The sequence below is a fragment of the Microbacterium enclense genome (assembly GCA_038182865.1).
GTDB classification, from domain to species: Bacteria; Actinomycetota; Actinomycetes; order Actinomycetales; family Microbacteriaceae; genus Microbacterium; species Microbacterium enclense_B.
Genome location: CP116226.1, coordinates 800,683 through 827,488, shown reverse-complemented (window position 1 = coordinate 827,488; position 26,806 = coordinate 800,683). Strand labels below are relative to the sequence as shown.

Sequence of the window (26,806 nt, the reverse complement as noted above, 5' to 3'; positions counted from 1 at the left end):
TCGCTGGTTATGCGCTAAAGCGAATTCCCCATTCGCGTCGAATAGCGCTATCGGGTGCCAAAGCGGAGACATCGATACCGGACGCGAATGCATTGGCCGGAGCCGTCATCGGCTCGATCGCGACAGCGAGCGACTGCCCCGGATAGCGGTCGGTCGTGAACACCTGCGCCCACCCGAATCCCTCGTCCTGCCACATCTGCAGGCGCCGGCCGTCCGGGGCGGTGAGGGTGTGGTGCGCACGGCCCTCGGCATCCCGGTCCAGCCCCCGGTAGCCGTTGTCGAGCGAGGCGTCTCCCAGGCGCCGGCCGCCGCGCAAGTCGGTGTGCTCGTCCACGGGCACCTCGTCGACGGGGATGTTGCGCTCGTCGAGCACGAGGGTCGTCGTACCCGTGGAGTGGATCACGAGATCCTCGGTCGGCACGCCGCCGATGCAGAGGTACGGGTGCACGCCGAGCGCGACGGGCGCGGTGGTCGCCCCGATGTTCTCGATGTCGTGCGTGACGTGGAGCCCGTCTGCGCGGAGGGCGAAAGTCACGCGCGTGCGCAGGTGGAACGGGTAGCCGGTCTGCGGCACGACGTCCGCGCCCAGCACGAGTCGCTCGTCGGTCTGCTCGATCGGCTGGTACGTCCCGAAGCGCAGCAGCCCGTGGCTGGCGTTGCCGAACTTCGGCTCGCTGATCGCGAGCTGCTGATCGACGCCGTCGAAGGTGTACTTGCCGTCCCGGATACGGTTCGGCCACGGTACGAGCACGACACCGGATGCCGCGGGCGTCGGGACGTCGTCGGGGTACCGCGGCACGAGGTCGACACCGTCGACGGTGAGGGCGCGCAGCGCGGCCCCGACCTGGGCGATCTCGGCGGAGGAGCGCGGGCCGCGCAGGTGGAAGCGGTGGCCGGTGGGGTCGGCGGTCATGACGAGGCCTTTCTCGGGCGGGGCGGACGCTGCAGCCAGGGGCGCAGCAGACGGGTGACCCACGGGAGAACCGCGTAGGTCATGACGGGGGTGAGCATGAGGGTCGTGGCGAGGACGCGCAGCACGAGGGGGATCTCCGCGAAGCCGGGCACGAAGCCCAGCAACCACGACGCGAGGAGATTCGTCGGGAAGAAGCCGACCCAGATCGTCACGGCCTGCTTCCACCGCGCGGGTGCGGGCGGCACCGGCTGTTGAATCGGTGAGGTCGTGGCATCCGTGGGCTCGAGGACCGAACCGAACGAGGCGTCGAACCAGCCCTCGATGCCCGTGCGCCGTTCGACCCGCTCCTCCCGGGCGAAAGGGCGACCGGAGTCGAGCCACCACTGCCGCTGCGTCGACGTCTCCCACCCCTCGAGCGTGACGATGTCGCGGAACCGGTACAGCATGTACCAGAGGTCGCTGTCTTCTCCCGCGCGGACCCAGCCCGAGCCGAGGAAGCCGGGGAAGGCGGTCGCGAGGTCGGTGCCGGCCTGCATCCAGGAGGTCGCTTCGGCGGTGCGCGTCGGGTCGATGCGCCGCTCGATCGCCACCGTGATGGGGTGGGCGTCGGTGTCTGCCATGCGTCCATCTTCGTGGAGGAGCGCGCGTGTGCCGCCGTCCGCGCGCCACGAGAACAGGAGATCGCGCGAGAACCGGGCGATGGACGCTGGTTCGGTCCTGTTCTCGTGGCATCCCCTGTTCTCGCGTGGCGTGGCGCGCGAGAACGGGTGGGCGAACGTGCTCCCAGACCTGGGCGGGTCCGTGGGCCGGGCTGGCACGAGAACAGGGGATCGCGCGAGAACAGGGCGATGGGTGCTGGTTCGGGCCTGTTTCGGTGGCATCCCCTGTTCTGGTGGCGCGGTGGGGTCGGTGTTTTGGGGGCGGCGCGGGGGGCTGCGGGGGAGGGGGGGTGCGATGAGAACAGGGAATCGGTGAGAACAGGGAATCGGTGAGAACAGGGAATCGGTGAGAACAGGCCGCCCGTCGCCGATTCGGCCTGTCGCGGTGGGATCCCCTGTTCTCGTGGCGTGAGACATGGATGCCATTCACAGGCGCGACCTGTACCGTTATCGGGTCGGCTCTGGACACCGCGTGTGATGCGCGGATGGGTTTGTGAGTCCAAGGGGCCGATGGACAGGACGCGATCGCGGCCTCGACCATCATCAGTGAATGGCCCCCGGCCGACGATAGTCCGGGTTTTGCACCGCCGTGCGGTGTTGCTGTCTCGCGTGAAACAGAACCCAGAAGGACATTGTCATGCCCAAGAACAAGAAGCCCGCCGGCGGTCGACCCGCCAAGAACTTCGAGCCGCGCTACGCCGCGCAGACCTCGTTCCAAGACCGCAAGCGTCGACCCGGTGCCGAGGCTCCCGCCAAGCCCGGCAGCAAGAGCCCGAACCACCGCGGGTACCGCCCCGAGGCAGAGGCCGCACCCGCGAAGGGGCGCTGGAGCGCGCAGGAACGTGCCGGTCGCGACGAAGCCCGCGGCATCCGCCACTCGTCTCGCGACGACCGCTTCGGCCGTTCGGATCGGGATGCCACGCCCGGCCGCCGCGACGACCGTCCCGCGCGGTCGTTCGACGATCGTCCGCGTCGCGAGTCCGGCGACCGCCCGGCTCGCTCGTTCGACCGGAACGATCGTCCCGCACGGTCGTTCGACCGTGACGCCCGCGCCCCGCGGGGCGAGCGTGTGGATCGCGACAACCGCCGCACGTTCGGCGACGCCCGTCCGTCCTTCCGCGACGAGCGTCCCCGACGTGACAGCGCCGAGCGCCCCGCCCGCTCCTTCGACCGTGATGAGCGTCCGCGTCGTTCGTTCGATGAGCGTCCCGCGCGGTCGTTCGAGCGTCGTGATGAGCGTCCGGCGCGTGGCGATGACCGTCCCGCGCGGTCGTTCGATCGCAGCGACCGTCCCGCCCGCTCCTTCGACCGTGATGAGCGTCCGCGTCGTTCGTTCGATGAGCGTCCCGCGCGGTCGTTCGAGCGTCGTGATGAGCGTCCGGCGCGTGGCGATGACCGTCCCGCGCGGTCGTTCGACCGCAGCGACCGTCCCGCCCGCTCCTTCGATCGCAGCGACCGTCCGGCCCGTTCCTTCGAGGACCGCCCGCGCCGCACCGACGGCCCGAGCCGTTCCGACTGGAACGCCACCCCGAAGCGCTCCGCCGAGCACGAACAGCGCGTCGACGTGGTGCACGAGCGCCTGCAGGCCGAGGCGGTCGACGCCGCGACCGTGACCGGTGCCGGCTTCGCCGAGCTGGGCCTGGGCGACAACATCGTCCGCGCCCTCGCCGGTCTGGGGGCCGCGAGCCCCTTCCCGATCCAGGCCGCCACCGTCGCGCCCATCCTCGAGGGTCGCGACGTCCTCGCCCGCGGCCGCACCGGCTCGGGCAAGACCATCGCCTTCGGCGCCCCGCTCGTCGAGAGCATCCTGCGCGCCCAGGCCGGTCAGCGTCGCGAGTTCGGTCGCGCCCCGAAGGCGCTCATCCTCGCCCCCACCCGCGAGCTCGCTCTGCAGATCGACCGCACCGTGCAGACCATCGCCCGCAGCGTCGGCCTGTTCACCACGCAGATCTACGGCGGTGTGCCGCAGGCACGCCAGGTCGGTGCGCTGAAGAAGGGCGTCGACATCATCATCGGCACCCCCGGCCGCATCGAAGACCTGCTGAACCAGGGCAAGCTCGACCTCTCGCAGGTGCAGGTCGCCGTGCTCGACGAGGCCGACCACATGTGCGAGCTCGGCTTCCTCGAGCCGGTGCAGCGCATCCTCCGCGCCACCGCTCAGGGCAGCCAGAAGCTGCTCTTCTCCGCCACGCTCGACCGTGAGGTCGCCGCCCTCGTCGACGAGTTCCTCGTCGAGCCGGCCGTCTACGAGGTCGCCGGCGAGGACCAGGACTCGAGCACGATCGAGCACCGCGTGCTCGTGATCGAGCACCGCGACAAGGCGCAGATCCTCGACTCTCTCGTCGACCGCGAGGGGAAGACGCTCGTCTTCGCCCGCACGCGCGCCTACGCCGAGATGCTCGCCGAGCAGTTCGATGAGGCGGGGATCGCGGCGGTCGCTCTGCACGGTGACCTCAACCAGCAGAAGCGCACCCGCAACCTCGAGAAGCTCACCTCGGGTCGTGTCAACGTGCTCGTCGCCACCGATGTCGCCGCTCGTGGCATCCACGTCGACGACATCGATCTGGTGATCCAGGCCGATGCTCCCGACGAGTACAAGACGTACCTGCACCGTTCGGGCCGTACCGGCCGCGCGGGCCGCAGCGGCACCGTGGTGACCCTCATCACGCGCCAGCGTCAGCGTCGGATGACCGAGCTGCTCGACCGCGCCGAGATCGACGCGCCGTTCGAGCAGGCGCGGCTGGGCGACGACCTGATCGAAGAGATCTCGGGTCGCCAGCTGGCCGACGTCACGTCGTAAGCCTCTCCGTGCTCGAAACCCCCGTCGCGTCTCGCGGCGGGGGTTTCGGCGTTCAGAACAGGGTCGGCTCGCTCGCCGGCGCGACGCGCGGTCTCGTGGATGCCGCGACCCCGGTGCCGCGGACGGGGCCGAGGCTGCTGGCGGGCGGGGTGCGCGCGGCAAGTCCCGGCTGCGGACGGCCGCGGGGGTGATCGTCTTCGTCCCACCCGTCGAGGCGATGCATCCGCAGAAGCGGCCGCATGCGTTTGCCGAGCCACGTGCGATACGCCTTCGGTGCGGAGACCGAGACACCCGGATACAGACCCCGATACGACGACACGAGGTGCGGGTGCTCCCTCTCGAGCCACTGCAGGAACCACTGCTTCGCACCCGGGCGCAGGTGCAGCGCTCCGTAGACGACGCGCGCGGCGCCCGCGGCGCGGATGCGGGCCAGGGCGTCGTCGAGAACGGCGACCGAATCGGTCAGGTGCGGCAGGATCGGCATGAGGAAGACCGTCACGCGGAACCCCGCCGCTGTCGCCGCCCGCACGGTCTCCAGGCGGGCGTCGGCACTCGGCGTCCCGGGCTCGATCGAGTGCTGCAGGGTGTCGTCGAAGACCGCGATCGACATCGCGAGCGACACTTTCACCTGCTGGGCGGCGTCGGTGAGCAGCGGGAGGTCGCGCCGCAAGAGGGTGCCTTTGGTCAGGACAGAGAAGGGCGTCCGGGTCTCGGTCAGCGCCCCGATGATGCCGGGCATGAGTCGGTAGCGGCCCTCGGCCCGCTGGTACGGGTCGGTGTTCGTGCCGAGCATCACGGGCTCCCGAGCCCACGACCCGCGTTGCAGCTCGGTGCGCAGCACCTCGGCGACATTGACCTTCACGACGATCTGCGAGTCGAAGTCAGCGCCGTAGTCGAGGTCGAGGTACTCGTGGGTCTTCCGCGCGAAGCAGTACGAGCAGGCGTGCGTGCAGCCCCGATACGGGTTCACGGTCCAGTCGAACGGCATGGCTGACATGCCGGGCACCCGGTTCAGGGCGCTCTTGCACAGCACCTCGTGAAAGGTCATCCCCGCGAACTCCGGGGTGGTCACCGATCGGACGAGCCCGTCCATACGCTCCATGCCGGGAAGCGCGGCGGTGTCGTCCACGCCCAGTTGCTGTCCCTGCCACCTCATGCACTCAGTCGAACACACGTTCTATTATTTGGCAAGAATGGAAGGCGGTTCGTCGTACTTCTCACCCCAGCGCGGCTCGTACGACGCGCCGTGGTGGACCTCGACGTGATCGGGCCCCTCGCCACCACGCGCACCCAAGAGCAGTCGGGTGAGGGCCGCACCCGACGAGAGCAGGTCGTCGAGCGCCGTCTTCAGGTCGGCGTCGGTCACCGCGGCCCCGTCACCCCGCACCGCGGCGATCAGGACGGTGCGTCGGAGGAGCTCTTTCGCGAAGGAGCCCGTGGTTCCCTCGGCGCGGGCGGCAGCGGCATCCAGAGCCTCATCCGACAGCGGCAGGTCGGCCGCGTACCGCCGGAACAGGCGTCGGCGTGCGTCGAGTCCGGGAAGGGGGATCTCGACGCCGAGGTCGACGCGGCCGGGACGCGCGGCCAGCGCCTCCTCGAGGATGTGGACGTGGTTGGTCGTCATGACGAAGGCCACGTCGGCGTCGGCCTCGAGCCCGTCGAGCGCATCCAGCACCTCGAAGAGGATCGGCTGGGGCGAGTACCCGCGGTCGGCGGCGACGAGGTCGATGTCTTCCAGCACCACGAGCGACGGCGGGAACGTGCGGGCGATCTCGGCTGCGGCCGCGATGAACCGGATGCTGGAGCCTGTCAGCACGACGGCAGTGGTCTCGGGTGTGAGGGAGAGGAGATGGCGCACCGTGAGCGTCTTGCCGGTGCCCGGCGGCCCGTACAGCAGAACCCCGCGCTTGAGGTGCTGGCCGGCGGCGCGCAGCGTGTCGCGGTGCTCGCCCACCCCGACGACATGGCCGACCACCCGCTCGAGCACGCCGTCCTCGAGCACGATGTCGTCGGCCCGCACCTCGGGGCGCTCGAGGAACGTCGCGCCGGCATCCGAGCCGTACTCGGTCGGTACGAAGGAGAGCACGCGGCCCCGGAGCACGCTCTTGTCGACCATCAGTCGGCGCAGCTCAGCGATGACGGCCGTCGCGGCGTCCTGGTCGGGACTCAGCACCTCGAGCCGCGCGGTCGACTCGCCGTGGCGCGGCGACGCGCCTCGCTGCACGATCGCGACAGGCTGCCCTCCGACGTGCAACAGACGCACGCCGAACGAGACGACGCGTCGCTCGGTACCCGGCCCCGTCGCGCGCATCTCGGAGGAGACGGGTCCGGGGGAGAAGTGGGCGTAGGCATTGCTGATGAGATCGGCGACCGATGAGTGGAACCGTTGCTCCCCTCCCGTGACGCCCAGGAGCGTCCCCCCGCTTCGCGTCATCAGGTCGTCGAGTGCGATGTCGGCATCGACCAGACGGTGCGCGGGCACCGCTTCGGTCAGGACCGGTACCGAGGCGGCATCCACGCCCAGGTGCTCGCCGATCGCGACGCCGAGGGGCGTGCGGTCCGTGGCCGCCTCTGTCGCGGTGAGCCGTTCGACACGCTTGAGGTATCGGCCGACGACCCGCATCAGCTCGTGATCATCGTCGTCGAGCATTGTCGTTTCCTCTCCCGGGGGGGCGTGCCGCATCCTCCCCAGCGTGGCTGCGGCGACGTCACCACGCAACCGAGGATTCGCCGAGCGAGGTGCGCTCCGACTCGACCCCGATGAGGACCCGAGGGACAATGGGACGAATGAGCCCCACCGAACCGACGTTCCCGACCCGTCGCGCCGCGCGCGCGGAGGCCGAGCGTCAGGCGACGGCGGCTCTTGCGATCCCCGAGGCCGCGCCCACGCGCAGCCGACGCGCGACGTACCAGGAACCGCCCACGCAGGGCCGATCCGAGACCCGTCGCCCGCGCGAGCGCCGAGGCCCCGCCATCCCGGGCCGCGCGCTCCTCGGCACTGCGCTGCTGCGACGCCGCGTCGCCGTGGCCGTCGCGGGAGTGGCGGTGATCGCGGCCTGCGCCACCGCCGTGGGTCTCGCCGCCGGGGGAGCCGGACGAAATGCCACGGGCTCGGTCAACGCGGCCGCGCCCGACGCGGTGGCCGTCGCCCAGGGGCCGCCGGCCGTTCCGGCCGAAGGCCTCCCCGTGCCTCAGCTCGCCGCGGCCCCCGCCGCCGCGACGCCGTGCGACAACCCGGCGTTCACGGCCGCCCTGGCGTCGAAGGACGACGGTGCGGCGATCGCCGCAGCCGGAGGCGGGGGCGCGTTCCGTGACGCCGTGGCATCCGGTATCGCCCCCTGTGTGTCGCTGAGCGATCCGACGCACCAATGGGTCGTCGTGAACAAGAAGAGGCCGTACGACCCCGTTGACTGGCGCCCTGACGACCTCGTCATGCCCGACGGCGTGCGAGCACTGGAGCAGAGTGCGATGCGGTCGTCGGCGGCGAACGCCCTGTCGACCCTCGTGCGGGCGGCCGACGACGCCGGAGCGGGTGAGATCGGGTACCTCAGCGCCTTCCGTTCGTACTCCACGCAGCAGGAGACCTACGCCGGACGTGTCGCGGTAGGCGGAGTCGAGGCCGCAGACCGCGAGAGCGCCCGGGCGGGGTTCAGCGAGCACCAGTCGGGTCTCGCCGTCGACATCGTGCCGTGTCGAGGCTCGTGCGGAACGCTCGACGACGTCGCCGGCTCGTCGCAGGGCGCATGGGTCCGCGATCACGCGTGGGAGTACGGCTTCGTCACCCGCTACGTCGAGGGTCGCGAGGACGTGTCGGGGTACGAGCCCGAGGCCTGGCACCTGCGCTACATCGGTCCCGAACTCGCGCAGGCGTACCACGACGGCGGCTACACGACCCTCGAGGAGTTCTTCGGTCTGCCGGCTGCGCCCACCTATTGAGACCCGGGTTCCTCAGTTCACGACGCCGTTGCTGCAGGTCTGCTGCGCGGCGGTCGACCCGGTGATCGACTCGGGAAGTGCAACGGCTCCCGTCGTCGGGTCGACTGTTCCCGGTTCGATCTCGGGGGTCTCGGCGGGCGTCGCCGTCTCGCCCGGGGTGGGCTGGGCGACGACGCCGTCGTTGGCCCCGACATCGCCCGTGACCTCGATGCCCTGATTCGCCGCGAGGGCGTCCCACAGCACCTGCGCCGCGGAGTAGTTCGGCTCCACACGATCGGCGTCCGTGCTGGCCTCGACGGTGGGGTACTGCACGAACACGATGTCGTCGAAGGGCACGTCTTTGACCGCCGACGCAATCTGCACGAGCGTGAGCGGATTGGTGAGACTCTGCGTCGGCGTGACATTGCGCAGACCCGTGGATGCCAGCCGGAACACCGTCGCGGGGTTCGACAGCACCTCCTCGCTGACGAGTTTGCGGGCCAGGCGTGACATGTACTGCTGCTGGTTGCTGATGCGGGCGAGGTCGCTTCCGCCGACGCCGTAGCGCGTGCGCAAGAACTGCAGGGCCTCGTATCCCTGGATCGTGCGCGGGCCGGCGGGCCAGTCGATCGCGGTGTACTCGTCGCGCATGGGGCTGGCGAGACAGATCTCGACGCCGCCGATCGCGTTCGTGATCTCGATCACTCCGCCGAAGGTCACCATCGCGCCGAACTGCACGGACTGCCCGCTCATGTCGGAGATCGCCGTCATCACGCACGAGAGGCCGCCGTAGGAGTAGATCTCGTTGATCTGCACGTAGCCGCCGCCCCATCGGTCCCCGTCCGGGGTGTCGCACGCGGGCGCCTCGAAGAGCAGGTCGCGCGGGAACGACACGACCGTGACCCGGCGCGGGGCGTCGGAGATGTGCAGCAGGATGTTGACGTCGTTCAGCTGGCCCTCGGCATCCGGGCCCTCGCAGCGCTCGCCGAAGAGCGCATTCAGGTTCTCTTCGCAGGCGTCGATACCGACCACCATCATGTTGACACCGCCCTCGAGCTGACCGAGGTCGGGCGGGACGGGCGGCTGGTTCTCGACGACCACGGCTTCGGCGACGTAGTCCGAGGTCAGATCGGCGGCGGTGTACGCCGCGACGCCGGCGACGGCGACGAGCACGACCGTGACGGCGACAGCGAGGACTTTGGCGAGCTGGCTCAAAGGATGAGGGGAGCGCAGCTGAGCGTGTTGCGCGACGGTGCGACGGCGCCGGGGCATGGATTCTCCTCGATTTTTCCCGAGTCTAGGGCGACGGATGCCACAGCCCCGGGCGCGCGGGAACGGCCGTGTCGGCGGGTCAGAACGGCCGCAGCACCACGAACACCACGACCGACACCACCCAGAACGCCGTCACGAACACCGTGTCGCGTCGACGCCACGGGACGAGGTGCCGTTCCGTGCGGTCGGGGTGCGCGCCGAAGGCGCGGGCATCCATCGCCAGGGCGACGCGTTCGGCGTGACGGATCGCCCCGGCCAGCAGCGGGACGACGTACCCGGCCCACCTCGCCGGCGCGGACACCACCCCGCCGCGGGCGCCGCGCACCCGGTGCGCCTGGCGGATGACGGCGAGCTCGTGTCCGAAACGCGGGACGAAACGGATGGCGGCGAGGGCCGCGTACCCGATCCGGTACGGCAGACGCAGCTGCTGCACGAGTGCGCGCACGAGATCGGTCCCCTCGGTCGTCAGACCACCGATGAAGGCGAGAGCCATGATCGCGGCGAGACGCAGACCTGTGGCCAGACCGATCTTCAGCGCTCCCACGGTCAGCGCCCACCCGCCGAGGCGGACGACCTCGGGTGTCCCGGCCACGCGGGCCGGATCGATCCAGAGCGCGAAACCCAGGCTGACGATCACCACGGCGACCGGGATCAGGGCGAACAGGATGCCGGCTGCCCGGGGCGTGAGACGCGCGCCGAGCAGCAGGAGGGCGTAGGCGAGTGCGAGGAACACCAGGGGGGTCGAGAGGTCCCGCACGAAGACGAGCGCGATCATCGCGGGTGCGGGGGCGGCGAACTTCGCGAGCGGGTTGAGCACCGAGAGGAACCGGGGCGCGCGCGCCGCGGCGGGGGTGGCCGTCGCGATCGCGGCGGTCACGCGCGCACCTCGGGAAGGTCGCGGAGACGGGCAACCGTCGAGAGCCCCGGGATCCCCGAGAACGCCTCGCGCAGCGGCGGGGGCCGAAGCCCCACGCGGTCGATCAGGGCCTCGTCGGCGAACACCTCGGCGACGGGGCCGTCGGCCGCGAGGCGTCCGTCGTCGACGACGAGCACGCGGTCGGCGTGCTCGGCGACCACCTGCATGTCGTGGGTCACGATGAGGATCGTCGTGCCCCCCGCGCGCAGATCGTCCAGGAGCGAGAGCAGTTCGTCGGCGCGCGCGCGATCCTGCCCGAAGGTCGGTTCGTCGAGCACGAGCAGCTCCGCGCCCCCGACGAGGGCGGTGCCCACCGACAGGCGGCGCTTCTGCCCGCCCGAGAGCAGGAACGGGTGCACTCCGGCCTTGTCGGCGAGGCCGAAGCGGGCCAGCAGGTCGTCGGTGCGACGCCGCACCTCGTCGCCGTCGAGACGCTGTCGCCGCAGGCCGTGCGCGATCTCGTCGAACACCGTCGTGGCGATGAACTGGTGCTCGGGGTTCTGGAAGACGAATCCCACGTGCCGCGCGAGCACCCGCGGGTCTGCTCGGCGCACGTCGAGACCGTCGACGCGGACGGCACCACGCGGGGGCCGCAGCACCCCCGCGATCGCCTGCACCAGTGTCGTCTTGCCCGCGCCGTTCGCCCCCACGACGGCGACGAACTCGCCCCGGGCGATCTCGAGGTCGATGCCGTGCAGCACCGGCGTTCGCCCGCGCGACAGTCGAAGCCCCTCGATGCGGACGAGAGGATCACCGGCACGTCGACCCGGCACCCGCGGGACGGATGCCACCACCCGAGGCGCGGCCCCTTCCAGGGCCGCGTGCAGTTCGGCGGGGGTGAGCGGAAGCCGGTCGAACGTGAAGCCGAGGCGCCGGAGGCGAAGTGCTGCGAGCGTCGCCGTGGGCAGCCAGACCCCGAGCGCGTGGAGGTCGGCGGCGCGCCCGCGCAGCACGGCGTCGATGGACCCGTCGGCGACGAGGCATCCGCTCGCGTCCAGCACGATCACGCGGTCGACGAGCCCGACCGCCGCGTCGAGATTGTGCTCGACGAGGACGATCGCGCGATCGCCCTCGTCGACGACGTCGCGCAGCGCCGCGTACACGTCATCGACGCCGCGCGGATCGAGGTTGGCGGTGGGCTCGTCGAGGACGAGCACCGGCGATCCCATCGCGAGAGCGCACGCGATGGCGAGACGCTGCCGACCGCCGCCCGACAGCACGTCGGGGGACTCGTGCCGCCGGTCCCACAATCCCACCCGTCGAAGCGCCGACTCGGCGCGGGCGAGCACCGCCTCGACGGGGAGCTTCAGGTTCTCGGGGCCGAAAGCGACCTCATCGAGGAGGGTGCCGGTGATGAGCTGGGCGTCGGGATCCTGGAAGACCATTCCCACCGTGGTCGCGAGCTCGGCGACGGCGGCGGTGGCCGCATCCGTTCCGCCCACGCGGATATCGCCCTCGACGGTGGCGGGGACCGCGTGCGGGATGAGGCCGTTCATCGCGAGAGCGAGCGTCGACTTGCCCGAACCGCTCGGGCCGAGGAGCAGCACGACCTCGCCGGGACGGACGTCGAAGCTCACCTCCGACGGGGTCGCGACGGCGGCCTCGAGGTGCGTGATCGACACCGCGCGCAGGCTCAGCAGCGCGTCGGTGTCACCTGCTGCGGGCGCGGCGACGGGGTGGGGGCGAGTTGTCACGGGTGCATCCTCGGGAGCGCGTACGCCCCAACTTAGCCGACCCTAACTCGCGGGGCTCGCGCTCATCTCGGCGTCGAGAGACCGCGGGCGACGCCCGCACCGCGCAGACCGGAGCCGATGCCGAGGCCGACGGCGGTCCACACCACCGGACCGAGGATGCTGATCACCACCGCGGCGACCCGGGCGACGGGGGCGAGGCTCGCGATGTCGCCCGCGAACCACACCGGCACAGCGATCACGATGCCGACGATGACCGCCGAGATGAAGAAGCGTGCCGCCGCCCAGACGCGGTACCGAGTGAGGGCGGCGACCCCCTCCTGGATGCCGCCGATGAGCAGCGCCGTCCCGAGGAAGCGGAAGGTCCACTGCGGGGCCATCGCGCTGGCGACGAGGGCCGCGAGCACGTGGGTGACGAGCGCGACCCAGGCGCGGCGAACCACCTGCTGGGCGATGATCCCCGGCAGCACGTGCGACCCGAGCACGAGACCGTACGCCCAGGGCGCTCCCGCGAGCACCGCGAGGGTCAGCCATCCGGCTGCCCCGCCGAGAATCCCCGTTCCCACCCCGATCGCCGCGCAGACCAGCAGCACGCGAGTGGAGAGAACGGATGCCGGGGCCATGGGGCCAGCGTAACGGCGGCACCGGCGAGCCGGCGTCTTCCGTTCCGGCCCCTCACGTCTTCGGTGCCGAGTGTCCGAGAAACCCGGAGGGCGGCGGCATCCTCTCCGGGTTTCTTGGACACTCGATCGGTGAGGGGGCGAGTCGCCGCAACGCGAACCACGAAGGGGCGGCTCGGGCGCGCAAGTCAGCGCCGGCGGCGCGGCGTGAGGCGGACCGCGGGCAGGGGAGGGGCGGGGATGCGCTCGGAGCCGTGGTCGATGACCTGGCCGAAGCGCGGCGACTGCGCCTCCCACGCTCCGCGGGCCTCGACGATCTCGTCGTGCGTGCGGCCGACGAAGTTCCACCACATGACGATGTCGGCCTCGAAGGGCTCGCCGCCGAGAAGGAACACGCGGGCGCCCTCGGCGCTCACGAGCTCGACATGATCGCGGCCCTTACCGAGGTACAGGAGGCGGCTGTGATCGACATGGGCCGTACCGTCGACGTCGGCCGACACGGGCTCGGAGCGCCGTGCAGCGTCGGCATCGACGGCCTCCATTCCGGTCTCCACATCCGCGGAACCGATCATGCCGTACAGCGCATATTCCCATTCGGGTCGGAGGGGGATCCGCACGCGGACACTCGCGGGAAGCCGGACCTCGGCGCCCACGATCGGCGTGTGGACGGTCGCCGGCGAGCGCACAGAACCCAGCTCGCCCATCACGACGACGGCGTCCGCCCCGTCGGCGAGGTCGAGGACGGGAAGGTCCTCGTGGCGCTCGAACGCCGGGCCGCCGTGCCGTCGGGATTCGGGCAGCGCCACCCAGAGCTGCAGGGCGTCCAGCGCGACCGGCCCGTCTCCGAGCGAGTACTCCGAGTGCGCGATGCCCTCGCCGCTGGTCATGAGGTTGAGCGCGCCCGGACGCACCACGACGTCGCTGCCCACGGCATCCCGATGCCGCACCTCGCCGATGATCGGCCACGTCACCGTCTGCAGCCCGATGTGCGGATGCGGTTCGACGCGCATCGTCGTCTCCTGCGGACCGAAGCGGTCGAGGAAGCACCACGCCCCGACCATCGGCAGCGCACGGTGTGGCAGCGTGCGGTGCACCTCCATGCCGCGGACGCCGCCCAGCGGCACCTCGCGAGCCTCGACGACGAGGGCGCGCGGACCGTCGCAGGCGACGGGACCCTCGGATGCCGGCGGCGCGACGTCGAGTCGGGTCATGCCGGTTCGCTGGGGTCGGCCGAATCCGCCGCGTCACTGTCGGCGGGCCACTCGATCACGAGGCCGGGCACGTCGTGCTCGCGCAGGTAGTGCGCGACGAAGGGGCAGGACGGGATGATGCTGTCACCGCGGCGGGCGAGATCGGCGAGCGCCTCGCTCGCGAGGGTGGAGCCGAGGCCCCGACCCTTGAACGTGGGGTCGACCTCGGTGTGCGGGAGCACGACCCGGTCGGGACCGGCGGGGCGGAACTCGAGGAACCCGCCCAGCTCTTCGCCCACATGGATCTCGTAGCGGTGGGCGTCGTCGTTGCGGGTCACGGTCACTGCGTCGGTCATGGCGCCTCCTGTCGTCGGTCTCTCCAGCAACGTAGGCGGGGCCCGGGGTGTTCCGCCATCCCCGTCGTCCGCACGCGCGACCTGGTAGCGGGCCCCGGGCGGCGTCGAGCACGGTCGCGGCCCGTGCGAAACTCCTGAGAAATCGACGCGCCGGGCCCGGACAGAGCGGGGGGAGGGGGAGTCGAGGCGAAAACTCAGGAGTTTCGCCCGCCGCCCGGCCCGCCGGCCCGCCGCCGCCCGCCGCCCCGCCGCTCACCGCACCGTTCACGCCGCTCACCGCATGAGGAGGGGATGCCACGGTGCCGGGGCACGGCATCCGTTTAGCCTTCCCGAGTCCGCAGCGCCGCGAACAGGAGACAACATGAGCGCTTCCGTCGACGACGACATCGTCACCGACCCGAAACTTCCCCCCGTCGCCGTCCCACCCGACAAGCTCCGCAGTACGTGGACTCCCGCGAAGATCGCGCTGTGGGTCGCGATCGCGCTGCTGGGCGCTCTCGGCTGGACGATGCTCGCGATCATCCGCGGCGAGACGGTGAACGCGATCTGGTTCGTGTTCGCCGCGGTCTGCACGTACCTCATCGGTTACCGCTTCTACTCGAAGGTCATCGAGCGCTACATCGTGCGGCCTGACGACCGGCGGGCCACCCCGGGCGAGCGCAAGCACGACGGCAAGGACTACGTGCCGACCGACCGACGCGTGCTGTACGGCCACCACTTCGCCGCCATCGCTGGCGCCGGTCCGCTGGTCGGTCCCGTCCTCGCGGCCCAGATGGGTTACCTCCCCGGCACGATCTGGATCATCGTCGGCGTCATCCTCGCGGGCGCCGTGCAGGACTACCTCGTGCTGTTCTTCTCGATGCGCCGCGGGGGCCGCACGATCGGTCAGATGGCGCGCGACGAGCTCGGGAAGATCGGCGGCACCGCCGCGATCCTGGCGAGCCTGCTCATCATGCTGATCATCGTGGCGATCCTCGCCCTGGTCGTGGTCAACGCCCTCGGCGAGAGCCCGTGGGGCGTGTTCAGCGTGTCGATGACCATCCCGATCGCGCTGTTCATGGGTCTGTACCTGCGCTACATCCGCCCGGGCCGCATCACCGAGATCTCGATCATCGGCTTCGTCCTCCTCATCGCCGCGATCGTCGCGGGCGGCTGGGTCGCCTCGACCGAGTGGGGCTACGCGGCCTTCCACCTCGACCGCTCCGTCATCGCATGGGGCATCATCGTCTACGGCTTCGTTGCCGCGGTCCTGCCCGTCTGGCTGCTGCTCGCCCCGCGCGACTACCTGTCGACGTTCATGAAGGTCGGCGTCATCGTGATGCTCGCCGGCGCCATCGTTCTCGTGCGTCCCGAGATCTCGGTCCCCGCGTTCAGCGAGTTCGCCGGTGGGCAGACCGGACCGGTGTTCAGCGGACCGATCTTCCCGTTCCTCTTCGTCACGATCGCGTGCGGCGCCCTCAGCGGCTTCCACGCGCTCATCGCCTCGGGCACCACGCCCAAGCTCGTCGAGAAGGAGCGCCAGACGCGCTTCATCGGGTACGGCGGCATGCTCATGGAGTCGTTCGTCGCGATCATGGCGCTGGTTGCGGCTCTGTCGATCGACCGCGGGATCTACTTCGCGATGAACGCCTCCCCGGCCGCCACGCTCGGCACCGTCGAGGGGGCTGTCGCCTTCGTCAACGGCCTGGGACTCGCCGGAGTCAACCTCACGCCCGACATGCTGACGACCACCGCCGCGGCGGTGGGCGAGAGCTCGATCGTCTCGCGCACGGGTGGCGCTCCGACGCTCGCGCTCGGTCTCGCGCACATCATGCAACAGGCCCTCGGCGGTCAGGCGATGATGGCGTTCTGGTACCACTTCGCCATCATGTTCGAGGCGCTCTTCATCCTGACGGCGGTGGATGCCGGTACCCGCGTCGCCCGCTTCATGCTCCAGGACTCGATCGGCACCGTGATCCCCAAGTTCAAGGACCTGTCGTGGCGACCGGGCGTCTGGATCTGCACCGCTGTCATGGTCGCCGGATGGGGCTCGATCCTGATCCTCGGCGTGACCGACCCGCTGGGCGGCATCAACACGTTCTTCCCCCTGTTCGGCATCGCCAACCAGTTGCTCGCCGCGATCTCGCTCGCCGTGGTCCTCGCGATCGTCGCCAAGCGCGGACGCGCGTACTTCCGCTGGCTGTGGATCGTGGCCCTGCCGCTCGCCTTCGCCGCGGTCGTCACGATCACCGCATCGATGTACAAGATCTTCTCGCCGGTCCCGGCGGTGGGGTACTGGGCCAACCACATCGCTTTCCGCGACGCGCTGGCGGCGGGCAAGACCGAGTTCGGCACCGCGAAGACCGTCGCCGCCATGGAGGCGGTCGTGCGCAACACCTTCGTGCAGGGGGTGCTGTCGATCGTGTTCGTCACGCTCGCGATCATCGTCATCGTGATGGCCGTGGTCGTCACGATCAAGGCCCTGCGCGCCGGAGGGGGCGAGAACCTCGAAGACACTCCCGTGCCGTCGCGTCGCTTCGCCCCGGCCGGGTTCCTCGCCACCAAGGCCGAGCGCGAGATCGAGAAGGAATGGGAGGCTCTCCCGGCCGACCACCCCGATCGTCCGACCGCGTCGGCGCACCACTGAGGTCGTCATGAGCGAATCGGATGCCACGGCCCTCACCCGCGCGGAAGCGCGTTCGGCCCTCACACGCCTGGGTGCGAGCCTCGCGCGGGTGGGTCGTGGCATCCGGTGGTACGTCACGACGCTCATGGGTGACCGCGCCTACGACGTGTACGTCGCGCATCATCGGGCGCATCACCCGGGCGAAGCGCCGCTGACCGAGCGGCAGTTCTGGCGGCAGCGGGCGGCGGAGCAAGACCGCAATCCCGGCGCCCGCTGCTGCTGACTAGGCTGCGACCATGCTCGACGCACCGTTGCTCGCCGGGGCCGCGGGGGTCGTCGTCGGTGCGGCGTCGACCCTCGCGCTCGTCTTCGCGCGCCGCTTCGCGTTGGCTCCGCGAGACCTCGGCAGCGACGCCGAGCGCGCGACGCACCGGACCCTTCATCTCGCCGCGGCCGCGGCATCCGCTCTCCGGGGCGGGCGCGACGAACCGGATGCCGCCCGCGCGGCCAAGCACCTGAGGGCGCTGCTGGCGGCCGACGCCGTCGCGATCGTCGAGACCGGCGCGGACCGCGTCGCGCTGGACGGCGCCGACGCCCTCTCAGCGTCGGCACGCCGGATCGCGGCCCGCGTGCAGGAGACCGGGCGTCGCCAGGTGTTCACGGAGGCCGACGGTGACGCGGTGGGGGCGCCGATCGTCGTCGACGGGCGTGTGTGGGGAGCGATCGTGGCGTTCGCGTCGCCCGTGCGCGGACCCCTCGTGCGAGCGACCGGCGACGTCGCCGAGTGGTGCGCGGCGCAGCTCGAGCTCGCGGGCCTCGACGCCTCGCGCGCCGCGCTCGCCGAGGCGGAGCTTCGCGCGCTGCGCGCGCAGATCAGTCCGCACTTCATCTACAACGCGCTGACGGCGATCGCGTCGTTCATCTCGACCGACCCTCCCCGCGCCCGCGACCTCGTCGTCGAGTTCGCCGACTTCACCCGGTACTCGTTCCGGCGCCAGGGGGAGTTCACGACCCTCGCCGAGGAACTGCGCAGCATCCACTCGTATCTCGAGCTCGAGCGTGCGCGCTTCGGCGACCGTCTGTCGGTTCGTCTGCGGATCGCCCCCGAGACGCTCGCGACCGTCATCCCGTTCCTGTCGGTGCAGCCGCTCGTCGAGAACGCCGTGCGACACGGGCTCGAGCCGGGCGAGCGCGGCGGGATCATCACGGTCACCGCGATCGACGACGGCACGCACACCGAGGTCGTGGTCGACGATGACGGCGTCGGCATGGATCCCGACGAGCTCGCGACCCTGCTCGACCTCGATGCGGCCTCCACGCACGTCGGCCTGCGCAACGTCGACGCGCGCCTTCGCCAGCTCTACGGACCGGCGGGCGGCCTGATCGTCGAGACGAATCTCGGCTCTGGCACGGCCGTGCGCTTGCGCGTGCCCAAGTCGCAGCCGCAGCACGAGACGGTGCACCCGTGAGCGTCGAGGTGCTCGTCGCCGACGACGAGGCTCCCGCGCGCGCCGAACTGGTCGCGCTGCTTTCGGGTGATCCGCGCGTGTCGGCGGTGCACGCCGCAGCGAACGGGGCTGAGGCCCTGCGCGTGCTGGAGCGCGCCGAGATCGCGGTGGCGTTCCTCGATATCCACATGCCCGGGCTCTCCGGCTTCGACCTCGCCGCCGCGTTCTCGCGCCTGCGCGACCGGCCCGCGATCGTCTTCGTCACCGCCGACGACGCCGGCGCGGTGAAGGCCTTCGATCTCGAGGCCGTCGACTACGTGCTCAAGCCGGTGCGAGTCGAGCGCCTCCACCGGGCGCTCGGGCGCGCGTTGGTGGCGGGCACCGCGACCGAGACGGACGACGACGAGACGATCCCGGTCACCGTCGGGTCGACCACGCGGCTCGTGCGGCGCGGCGAGATCCGCTGGGTGCAGGCGAACGGCGACTATTCGCGCCTGTACACCCCGACCTCCGAGCATCTGGTGCGTGTGCCCCTCTCCGACCTCGCTGACCGCTGGGCGCACGCGGGCTTCGTGCGGGTGCACCGCTCGTACCTCGTTCACCGGGATGCCATCGTCGAGGTGCGCCTGTCGGGCGCGGCGCCCACGGTGGTGCTGAGCGAGATCGAGCTCCCGGTGAGCCGTCGGCTGGTGCCGTCGGTGCGCGACGCGCTACTGCGCTGAGTCGTCGCGGCCGCCGCGCGGGTCAGTGACGCGCGCGGTGGCGGCGGACGGCGGCGCGATTCGCGCAGCGCACCGAGCAGTACTTCTGCCGGCCGTTGCGCGTGACGTCGACGACGACGTTCACGCAGGGCTCGGCGGCGCAGCGGCCGAGCCGATCCTGACCGCGGGTGACGAGGTGCAGGGCCGTTCCCACCGAGATGACGGCGGCGAGGACGCGGGGAAGAGCGTCGTCCTCGTCGCGGTAGTGGAGGTGCCAGCCCTCGCCGTTGTGGTTGGTGAGGCGGGGGTAGGCCGTGACGCGGGCCATCCGCTCGTTCAACAGTTCTGCGCGCGCGTCGGGGTCGGTCTCGTCGACCACGACCAGCCAGTCGTCGATGACGTCCCGCGTCCGCTCGTAGTCGTCGGATGCGACGGGGAAGGTCATCGACATGCCCAGGTCGCGAGCCCGCTGCTCGACACCATCCCGATCGGCGGGCCACTCGTTGGCGAGCGAGGCGGCGAGCAGGACCGCGTACTCTCCGTAAGGGTTGAGATGCACAACGCCATTACAGCACGCTGGCAGCATGACCGCCCCCGAGACCCTGTCGACGCCCCTCGCTGCACCCGTCCACGAACATGCGTGGGTGACCGAATCCGCACACCTGACCAGCGAGGGTCGCATCCGCTACGTGCGGTGCACGGGATGCCGCGCCCGCCGCGTCGACCTCGACCCGGCCTCGGCGACGCCTCCCGTCCCGCTCTCGCGCGAGGTCTGAGCCGGGGAACGGACGTCGACGCCGACCGCCCCGGATGCCACGATGGGAGGCCATGACCGACGAGACGCCGCGCCTTCCTCGCGTGCGGGTCACGGCATCCCGAACCGGCCGGGTGCCACGCCCCGCCACGCGCGGCTTCGCGCTGCCGGGGCGCACCCCCGACGAAGCGGACGACGTGTTCTCGCGCGGCCTGGTGCGCGCACAGTTGCGGCTCGCGATCGGCTGCGTCGCCGCGTTCCTCGTCGTGGCCGCGGCGCTCGCCGTGGTCATCGCCGCGCTTCCGGTGCTGGGCGATCCTGTGCTGATCGGAGTACCGCTGTCGTGGCTCGCCCACGCGTACGGGTTCTATCCGCTCATCCTCGTCTTCGCGCTCATCTTCGTGCGCGCGGCGGCGCGCAACGAACGCCGATACCGCCACCTCGCCGAGTCGCCGGGGCCCGACGCGTGAACCCCGTGTTCGACCTCACCGCGGTGGGGCTGCTCGTCGCGGTGACCGCCGTGCTCGGCTTCTCCGGCGTGCGCCTGTCGCGGACGACGAGCGATTTCTTCGTCGCCTCCCGCAGCGTCGGCAGCGTCTGGAACGCCTCGGCGATCAGCGGCGAATACCTCTCTGCGGGCACGTTCCTCGGGCTCGCCGGACTGGTCCTCCTCTCGGGCGCGGAGGGATTCTGGTTCCCCATCGGCTACGCGGCGGGGTACCTGCTCGTGCTCCTCTTCGTCGCGGCGCCCCTGCGTCGCAGCGGCGCGTACACGATTCCCGACTTCGTCGAGGCGCGCCTCGAGTCGCGCACGGCCCGCCGCGTGACGAGCGTCGTCGTGCTCGTCATCGGGTGGCTGTACATCGTGCCCCAACTCCACGGGGCGACCCTCGCGCTCGGCGTCGTGGCGGACGTCCCGCCCTGGACGGGGGCGGTCGTGGTCGCGACCCTCGTCGCGGGAATCGTCGCGGCGGGAGGGATGCGCGCGATCACCGCGGTCCAGGCGTTCCAGTACTGGTTGAAGCTCACCGCGCTCCTCGTTCCCGCGATCTTCCTGCTGGCCGTGCTGTCGCAGGGCGATCGGGAGTTCGACCCCGTCACGGTCTTCCCGGCCGAGTTCGGACCGGGGGCGGTCGACACCTACGCCACGGTGTCGCTGCTCCTGGCTCTGCTGCTCGGCACGATCGGACTCCCGCACGTGCTCGTGCGGTTCTACACCAGCCCCGACGGCGGGTCCGCGCGGCGGACGACCGTCGTCGTGATCGTGCTGATCGGCGCGTTCTACGCCGTGTCGTCGACGATGGGGCTGATCGCGCGGGTGGTGGCACCCGACCTCGCGGTCCGCGGCCTGGCCGACACCGTCGTCCTCGCGCTGCCCTCGCGCCTGCTGCCGGGCCTGGTGGGAGAACTGCTGACGGCCCTCATCGTGGCCGGAGCCTTCGCGGCCTTCCTCGCGACCTCGTCGGGGCTCGTCGTCTCTCTGGCGGGGGTGGTCAGCCAGGACGTGTTCGGGGGCGGCGTCCGCTCGTTCCGTCTCTCCGCGGTGCTGTGCACCGTGGTCCCCCTCGCGGTGGCGCTGCTCACGGAACCCGCGGGACTCGTCTCCAGCGTCGGTGCGGTCTTCGTGTTCGCGGCGTCGACCCTGTCGCCGGTGCTCCTGCTGGGCGTGTGGTGGCCGCGGCTGACGTCGCGAGGAGCGGTCGCCGGCATGATCGTGGGTGCCGTCTCGTGCGGGGTCGCGTTCGTCGGCGGGGGGATGACACAGGATGCCGGAGCCTGGGCGGCTGTCTTCGCCCAGCCCGCGGCATGGACGATCCCGTTGACCACGGCGGTGATCGTCGCGGTGTCGCTCGGCGACCGCGCGGGTGTGCCGTTCCGCGTCGAGCGGTATCTGGCGCGCCTGCACACCCCCGACTCGTGAGCCGTCGGGCCGTCGCCGCCTCGGAGCGGCCGCAGCCAGATCGTGACGAGGCGGCGGCGTCGAGCCCGGTGCCGGGCGAGCGCGGGCGGGGGTGACCGCCTAGGGTGGGGGCGTGTCCACCCCCTCTGCCGCTGAGACCGCGATCGGCGCCGCGCTGGGCCGGGTCGTGCGCTCCGCCCGGACGGAGCGGGGCTTGTCGATGCGGGCCCTCGCCGCGGCGGCCGAGATCAGCCAGCCGTTCCTCAGCCAGATCGAGAGCGGTCAGACGATGCCGTCCGTCGTCACGCTGTTCCGCCTCGCGAAAGGGCTCGGCATCTCTCCGTCCGAGTTGCTTCCCTCGGTGGCGGATCCCGAGCCCATCTACCTCACGCGAGGCGCCGACGCGACGCGGGTGCGTGTGAGGGAGTCGGATGAGCGCGCGACGAGCCGTGTCCTCTCCTCGGGGAGCGCGCGCGGCGCGAACGTGCAGGAGTACCGTCTCGTCGGGCCCTACACGGGCGACTGGTTCGAGTCCGACGGCGAGATCACCTCCTACGTCATCGACGGCGCGATCACCGCCACGATCGAGGGGCGCGGCGAGTGGGAGCTGGGCCCCGGCGACGCGCTGTGGCATCCGGGGGCGCTCCGTAACCGCTGGGAGATCCGCGGTGACGGGACGGCGACCGTGCTGCTCGTCTACGCGACCGTCTGAGCGGAAACATGATCGTCACGCGATAGCCACGAGCTATCAAAGTTAGCTGCCTACGATCAGGGTGTGCCCCGGTCAATCCTGCTCGTGCCCGACATCGTCGTGACGATGGACGACGCCCTCGCGGTCCTCTCGGATGCCGCGGTGCTCGTCACCGGCGCCACGATCGCGGCGGTCGGGCCCGCCGCCGACCTCGCCGTGGCCCACCCCGACGCCGAGCGCGTCGATCTTCCGGGACGCCTCCTCATGCCGGGCCTCGTCAACGCCCACCATCATTCGGGCATGCTGCGCGGCACCGCCGAGCATCTCCCGGTCTGGGAGTGGCTGCGCCTGCACATCGACCCGATGCATCGGGTGCTCCGCCCCGACGAGGCGGAGGCTGCCGCGTGGCTCTGCTACGCCGAGGGACTGCTCTCGGGCACCACCACGGTGGTCGACATGTGGCGGTACATGGACGGAGCCGTCCGGGCCGCGACCGCTCTCGGCAACCGCGTCGTCACCGTGAACTACGTCGGCGCCCACCCGGACTTCGACTACTTCGACACCCTCGACGACAACGAGCGGATACTGCGCCAGCACACCGGCGCGGCGAACGGCCGCGTGATGCCGTGGGTGGGCCTGGAGCACCCGTTCTACGCCGATGCGGCCGGCCAGCGCCGGGCCGTCGAGCTGGCGCGCGAATACGACACCGGTCTGTACACCCACTGCAGCGAGTCGGAGCTCGAGCTCGCGGACTTCGCGCAACGCCACGGGACGCGCCCCATGTTCGCCCTCGAGCAGCTGGGGTTCTTCGACGCGCCGCGCACGATGATCGCGCACGCCGTCTGGCTCGACGAGGCCGAGGTCGACCTCATCGCCGCCCGCGGCGTCGGCGTCTCGCACAACCCGGTGTCCAACATGAAGCTCGCCAGCGGTATGGCGCCCGTCACCGAGATGCTCGCGGCCGGCGTGAACGTGGGTCTGGGTACCGACGGCGAGAAGGAGAACAACAACCTCGACATGTTCGAGGAGATGAAGATCGCCTCCCTCCTCGGCAAGCTCCGCACGATGGATGCCGCGGCGATGGACTCATGGGACGTGCTGCGGATGGCCACGCGCGGCGGCGCGGCGGCCATCGGCCGTGGTGGAGAGCTCGGTGCGATCACGGTCGGGCGCAAAGCCGACATGGTGGCGGTACGCACCGACACCCCGCGGATGACGCCGCTGCTGCCGGCGGGCGGATACGCGAACATCCACCACAATCTCGTGCACGCCGTCCGCGGCTCCGACGTCGACCTCACCATGGTCGACGGTGACATCGTCGTCCGCGACGGGCGGTTGGTCGGCGCCGACCTCGCCGAGATTATCGACCGCGTCCGCGCGCTCGTCCCGGGCCTCTTCGCCCGCCGCTCGGCCTGGCTGGCCGCGCAGGACGACCCCGCCGGACTCTTCCACGGGTGACGGGAGCAGCATGACCACGGACCTCTCCCCGGCGCCGCTGCGTGCACGGGTGAACGCGTTCCTCGCCGACGATCCCGGGCGTCTGCTCATCGGGGGTTGCTGGACGCACGCGGCGTCCGGCGAGCGCTTCGCCACGAGCGACCCGGCGACGGGGCGGACCATCGCCGAAGTCGCCCGCGGTCGCGAGGCCGACGTCGCCGTCGCCGTCCGGGCGGCCCGCGCGGCGCTCGAGGGGGAGTGGGGGCGGATGCGCCCGGCCGACCGCGGCGCTCTCCTGTGGCGGATCGCCGACCTCATGCAGGAGCACCTCGACGACCTCGCCGAGCTCGAGACGCTCGACCAGGGCAAGAACCTCCGCACCTCCCGCTTCGGTGAGGTGCCCGCGGCGATCAACCAGTTCCGCTACTACGCGGGCTGGCCGACGAAGATCCTCGGCGAGACGATCCCCACCTCGCTCAGCCGGACCCCTCCCGACAAGGAGGTCTTCGCCTACACGCGCCGCGAGCCCGTCGGCGTGGTCGCCGCGATCGTGCCGTGGAACTCCCCGCTGATCATGACCGCGATGAAGCTCGCCCCGGCTCTCGCGGCCGGGTGCACGATCGTGCTCAAGCCCGCCGAGAACACGCCCCTCAGCGCCCTGTACCTCGCTCGACTCCTGCAGGAAGCCGGGCTCCCCGACGGTGTCGTGAACGTCGTCACGGGGTTCGGCGGCGAGGCCGGGCAGGCCCTCGCGGAGGCCCCGGGTGTCGACAAGCTCGCCTTCACCGGGTCGCCCGCGGTCGGCAAGCGGCTCGTGGCCGCGGCATCCGGGAGCCTCAAGCGCCTCACTCTCGAGCTCGGTGGCAAGTCGCCCGCGATCGTCCTGCCGGACGCCGACCTGGGCGCGGCCGTCGAAGGGATCTCGCGCGGCATCTTCGACAACGGGGGTCAGGTGTGCGTCGCGAGCGCCCGCGTGTACGCGCACCGAGACGTGTACCGCGACGTCGTCGACGGTATGGCCGCGTTCGGTGCGGGGCTGCGCCTCGGCCACGGCCTCGACGCGGCGACGGATCTCGGCCCTCTCGTCAGCGAGGCGCAGGCCGCGCGGGTGGCGGCGTACATCGACGAGGGGCGTGCCGAGGGCGCCGAGGTCGTCACCGGGGGCGAGCGCAGCGGGCCGGCGGGCACGTTCTACTCCCCGACGGTGGTCACCGGGGTCCGACCCGACATGCGCCTGATGCGCGAGGAGATCTTCGGACCCGTCGCCGTCGTGACGCCGTTCGACGACGTCGACGAGGTCGTCGGCTGGGCCAACGACTCGCCCTACGGTCTCGCAGCCAGCGTGTGGACGCAGGGTCTCAGCGAGGCGCACCGCACCGCCGCGCGCCTGCAGGCGGGGACGGTGTGGGTCAACTGCCACTCCTTCCTCGGTCCCGAGCTTCCCAAGGGTGGGCACAAAGAGTCGGGATGGGGCTACGAGAACGGGCCGCAGGGCCTGGAGAACTACCTGGAGACCAAGACGGTGGTGATGGTGATCTGATGAGCGAGAAAACACGCATCGCGCTGGGCGTCTTCGAGATGATGAACCCCAGCAACGGGATGCCGACCTGGACCGACCCGCGCGGCCGCGGCGACGACTGGGATCGGTTGGAGTACTGGGTCGATCTCGCACGGATGCTGGATGCCGCCGGCTTCGACTTCCTCTTCTTCGCCGACACCTATGGCTACGCCACGCTCGACGGCGTGATGCCCGATGAGGTCGCCGCCCACGGCATCCAGTTCCCGGCGCTCGACCCCATGCTCGCGATCGCCGCCCTGGCGCGCGAGACCGAGACGCTCGGCTTCGTCGTCACCTCGCCCACGATCGTGGAGAAGCCGTACGGCACCGCCCGCCGCTTCGCGACGCTCGACCGCCTGACCGGCGGACGCATCGGCTGGAACGTCGTGACCGGCAGCTCGCAGGCCACCACCGACGAGCTGTTCGGGGTCACGGCGCAGCTGACGCACGACCAGCGCTACGACGCCGCCGACGACTTCCTCGACACGTGCCTGCACCACTGGGAGCACAGCTGGGACGACGACGCCGAGGTACGCGATCGCGCCCGGGGCGTGTACGCCGACCCGTCGAAGCTGCACCGCGTCGAGGTCGACGGCGTCTACCAGCACTCGCGCGGGGTGTTCGCGGTCCCGCCGACACCCCAGCGCTCGCCGATGCTCTTCCAGGCCGGCACCTCCGACCGGGGGCGCGCCTACGCCGCGCGCAACGCGGAGGCCGTGTTCATCCAGGGCCAGTCCATCGCCTCCGCCGCCGCCCACGTCGCCGACATCCGGGAGCAGGCCGTGCGGCAGGGGCGTCGCCCGGACGACGTGAAGGTCGTCACGGGTATGACCGTGACCGTCGCCCCGACCCGCGCCGAGGCCCTCGCATCACGCGCCGAGTACGAGGCGCTGCTCACGCGGGCCGATGCCGCCGTGATGTTCGCCGGGATCACGGGCCTGGACCTGACCGGCCTCGACCCCGACACGCGCGTCGTCGACCTGAGGACCGACCTCGGACAGACGCTCGTGCAGCGGTACGCGCGGCAGAACCCCGACATGAAGGTCGGCGAGATCCTCGACGCGTTCCGCACCAAGGCGATCCGCGGTTTCCAGGTGACGGGAGCGCCGGACGAGGTCGCCGACGAGATCGAGGCGATCGTCGACGGCTCCGGCATCGACGGCATCATGCTCGAGCCGACCTTCGGCGGGCCCGACGCCTACCGGGCGTTCATCGACCTCGTGCTGCCGATCCTCGTCGCGCGCGGCCGGGCGACGGTGCCTCCCGGCGCGACGCTGCGCGAGCACCTCACGGGCGCTCCGCGACTGGCATCCACCCATCGTGCGCACGCGCTGCGTGCCGCAGAACTCGTGCGCTGAGCCGGCCACCGCGGACGCCGCA

General features: G+C 71.2%; 24 protein-coding genes. 13 read left to right on the top strand and 11 right to left on the bottom strand.

Annotated elements, in window-relative coordinates; all coding sequences use genetic code 11:
- Positions 1–7: 7 nt before the first annotated feature.
- Together PIR02_03825 and PIR02_03820 are read right to left on the bottom strand one after the other, a co-directional pair.
- Positions 8–913, bottom strand: a complete 906-nt coding sequence (locus tag PIR02_03825) for an aldose 1-epimerase family protein (protein ID WZH37795.1) — start codon at positions 911–913, stop codon at positions 8–10.
- Positions 910–1,533 (bottom strand): antibiotic biosynthesis monooxygenase, encoded by a 624-nt coding sequence (locus tag PIR02_03820; GenBank protein WZH37794.1) that lies wholly within the window; start codon positions 1,531–1,533, stop codon positions 910–912. Before PIR02_03820 ends, PIR02_03825 begins: the two co-directional genes overlap by 4 nt.
- A 676-nt stretch (positions 1,534–2,209) precedes the next feature.
- Here PIR02_03820 and PIR02_03815 point away from each other — a divergent pair.
- Positions 2,210–4,372: a DEAD/DEAH box helicase gene (locus PIR02_03815; GenBank protein ID WZH37793.1), complete on the top strand. Its 2,163-nt coding sequence runs from the start codon at positions 2,210–2,212 to the stop codon at positions 4,370–4,372.
- A 52-nt stretch (positions 4,373–4,424) separates the two neighbouring features.
- Here PIR02_03815 and PIR02_03810 read toward each other — a convergent pair whose 3' ends face one another.
- Positions 4,425–5,528 (bottom strand): Rv2578c family radical SAM protein, encoded by a 1,104-nt coding sequence (locus PIR02_03810; protein WZH37792.1) that lies wholly within the window; start codon positions 5,526–5,528, stop codon positions 4,425–4,427.
- Between the two features lie 24 nt (positions 5,529–5,552).
- Entirely contained in the window at positions 5,553–7,022 is a 1,470-nt protein-coding gene (locus tag PIR02_03805) for an ATP-binding protein (GenBank protein WZH37791.1), read from the bottom strand.
- Between the two features lie 137 nt (positions 7,023–7,159).
- Here PIR02_03805 and PIR02_03800 point away from each other — a divergent pair, with 137 nt between their 5' ends.
- Positions 7,160–8,308: a M15 family metallopeptidase gene (locus PIR02_03800; GenBank protein ID WZH37790.1), complete on the top strand. Its 1,149-nt coding sequence runs from the start codon at positions 7,160–7,162 to the stop codon at positions 8,306–8,308.
- Positions 8,309–8,320: 12 nt separating this feature from the next.
- On the opposite strand, the gene PIR02_03795 is transcribed toward PIR02_03800, so the two are convergent.
- From PIR02_03795 to PIR02_03770, 6 genes are all read right to left on the bottom strand, one after another.
- Positions 8,321–9,559 carry an LCP family protein gene (locus PIR02_03795; GenBank protein ID WZH37789.1) on the bottom strand — a complete coding sequence of 413 codons (1,239 nt, stop codon included), beginning with the start codon at positions 9,557–9,559 and terminating at the stop codon, positions 8,321–8,323.
- A 79-nt stretch (positions 9,560–9,638) separates the two neighbouring features.
- Positions 9,639–10,424 carry an energy-coupling factor transporter transmembrane component T gene (locus PIR02_03790; protein ID WZH39077.1) on the bottom strand — a complete coding sequence of 262 codons (786 nt, stop codon included), beginning with the start codon at positions 10,422–10,424 and terminating at the stop codon, positions 9,639–9,641.
- An 8-nt stretch (positions 10,425–10,432) separates the two neighbouring features.
- Positions 10,433–12,169 (bottom strand): energy-coupling factor transporter ATPase, encoded by a 1,737-nt coding sequence (locus PIR02_03785; GenBank protein ID WZH37788.1) that lies wholly within the window; start codon positions 12,167–12,169, stop codon positions 10,433–10,435.
- A 62-nt stretch (positions 12,170–12,231) separates the two neighbouring features.
- Positions 12,232–12,789: an ECF transporter S component gene (locus PIR02_03780; GenBank protein ID WZH37787.1), complete on the bottom strand. Its 558-nt coding sequence runs from the start codon at positions 12,787–12,789 to the stop codon at positions 12,232–12,234.
- Between the two features lie 185 nt (positions 12,790–12,974).
- Positions 12,975–13,997, bottom strand: coding sequence for a pirin family protein (locus PIR02_03775; protein ID WZH37786.1), 1,023 nt, complete (start codon positions 13,995–13,997; stop codon positions 12,975–12,977).
- The gene (locus tag PIR02_03770) at positions 13,994–14,332 is read right to left on the bottom strand and encodes a GNAT family N-acetyltransferase (protein ID WZH37785.1); all 339 of its coding nucleotides are present in this window, start codon (positions 14,330–14,332) and stop codon (positions 13,994–13,996) included. The genes PIR02_03775 and PIR02_03770 overlap by 4 nt, the downstream gene beginning before the upstream one ends.
- Before the next feature lie 361 nt (positions 14,333–14,693).
- Between PIR02_03770 and PIR02_03765 the strand changes: the two genes are divergently transcribed.
- The 4 genes from PIR02_03765 to PIR02_03750 are packed head-to-tail and all read left to right on the top strand — an operon-like array spanning position 14,694 to position 19,107.
- On the top strand, positions 14,694–16,958 hold the full coding sequence (locus PIR02_03765) for a carbon starvation CstA family protein (GenBank protein ID WZH37784.1): 2,265 nt from the start codon (positions 14,694–14,696) through the stop codon (positions 16,956–16,958).
- Positions 16,959–16,965: 7 nt separating this feature from the next.
- Positions 16,966–17,220 (top strand): YbdD/YjiX family protein, encoded by a 255-nt coding sequence (locus PIR02_03760; GenBank protein ID WZH37783.1) that lies wholly within the window; start codon positions 16,966–16,968, stop codon positions 17,218–17,220.
- Between the two features lie 13 nt (positions 17,221–17,233).
- Positions 17,234–18,406 carry a histidine kinase gene (locus PIR02_03755; GenBank protein WZH37782.1) on the top strand — a complete coding sequence of 391 codons (1,173 nt, stop codon included), beginning with the start codon at positions 17,234–17,236 and terminating at the stop codon, positions 18,404–18,406.
- On the top strand, positions 18,403–19,107 hold the full coding sequence (locus PIR02_03750; protein WZH37781.1) for a LytTR family DNA-binding domain-containing protein: 705 nt from the start codon (positions 18,403–18,405) through the stop codon (positions 19,105–19,107). Before PIR02_03755 ends, PIR02_03750 begins: the two co-directional genes overlap by 4 nt.
- A 22-nt stretch (positions 19,108–19,129) precedes the next feature.
- Here the strand turns inward: PIR02_03750 and PIR02_03745 are convergent, their stop codons facing one another.
- Positions 19,130–19,645: a CGNR zinc finger domain-containing protein gene (locus PIR02_03745; protein ID WZH37780.1), complete on the bottom strand. Its 516-nt coding sequence runs from the start codon at positions 19,643–19,645 to the stop codon at positions 19,130–19,132.
- Positions 19,646–19,670: 25 nt separating this feature from the next.
- Between PIR02_03745 and PIR02_03740 the strand changes: the two genes are divergently transcribed.
- From PIR02_03740 to PIR02_03710, 7 genes are all read left to right on the top strand, one after another.
- Positions 19,671–19,862: a hypothetical protein gene (locus PIR02_03740; GenBank protein ID WZH37779.1), complete on the top strand. Its 192-nt coding sequence runs from the start codon at positions 19,671–19,673 to the stop codon at positions 19,860–19,862.
- Between the two features lie 52 nt (positions 19,863–19,914).
- On the top strand, positions 19,915–20,310 hold the full coding sequence (locus PIR02_03735) for a heavy metal transporter (GenBank protein ID WZH37778.1): 396 nt from the start codon (positions 19,915–19,917) through the stop codon (positions 20,308–20,310).
- Positions 20,307–21,761 (top strand): cation acetate symporter, encoded by a 1,455-nt coding sequence (locus tag PIR02_03730; protein WZH37777.1) that lies wholly within the window; start codon positions 20,307–20,309, stop codon positions 21,759–21,761. Before PIR02_03735 ends, PIR02_03730 begins: the two co-directional genes overlap by 4 nt.
- A 112-nt stretch (positions 21,762–21,873) precedes the next feature.
- The gene (locus PIR02_03725; GenBank protein WZH37776.1) at positions 21,874–22,452 is read left to right on the top strand and encodes a helix-turn-helix domain-containing protein; all 579 of its coding nucleotides are present in this window, start codon (positions 21,874–21,876) and stop codon (positions 22,450–22,452) included.
- Between the two features lie 63 nt (positions 22,453–22,515).
- Positions 22,516–23,889 (top strand): amidohydrolase, encoded by a 1,374-nt coding sequence (locus PIR02_03720; protein ID WZH37775.1) that lies wholly within the window; start codon positions 22,516–22,518, stop codon positions 23,887–23,889.
- Between the two features lie 10 nt (positions 23,890–23,899).
- Positions 23,900–25,408: an aldehyde dehydrogenase family protein gene (locus tag PIR02_03715; GenBank protein ID WZH37774.1), complete on the top strand. Its 1,509-nt coding sequence runs from the start codon at positions 23,900–23,902 to the stop codon at positions 25,406–25,408.
- Entirely contained in the window at positions 25,408–26,784 is a 1,377-nt protein-coding gene (locus PIR02_03710; protein ID WZH37773.1) for an NtaA/DmoA family FMN-dependent monooxygenase, read from the top strand. The genes PIR02_03715 and PIR02_03710 overlap by 1 nt, the downstream gene beginning before the upstream one ends.
- The last annotated feature ends 22 nt before the right edge of the window (positions 26,785–26,806 follow it).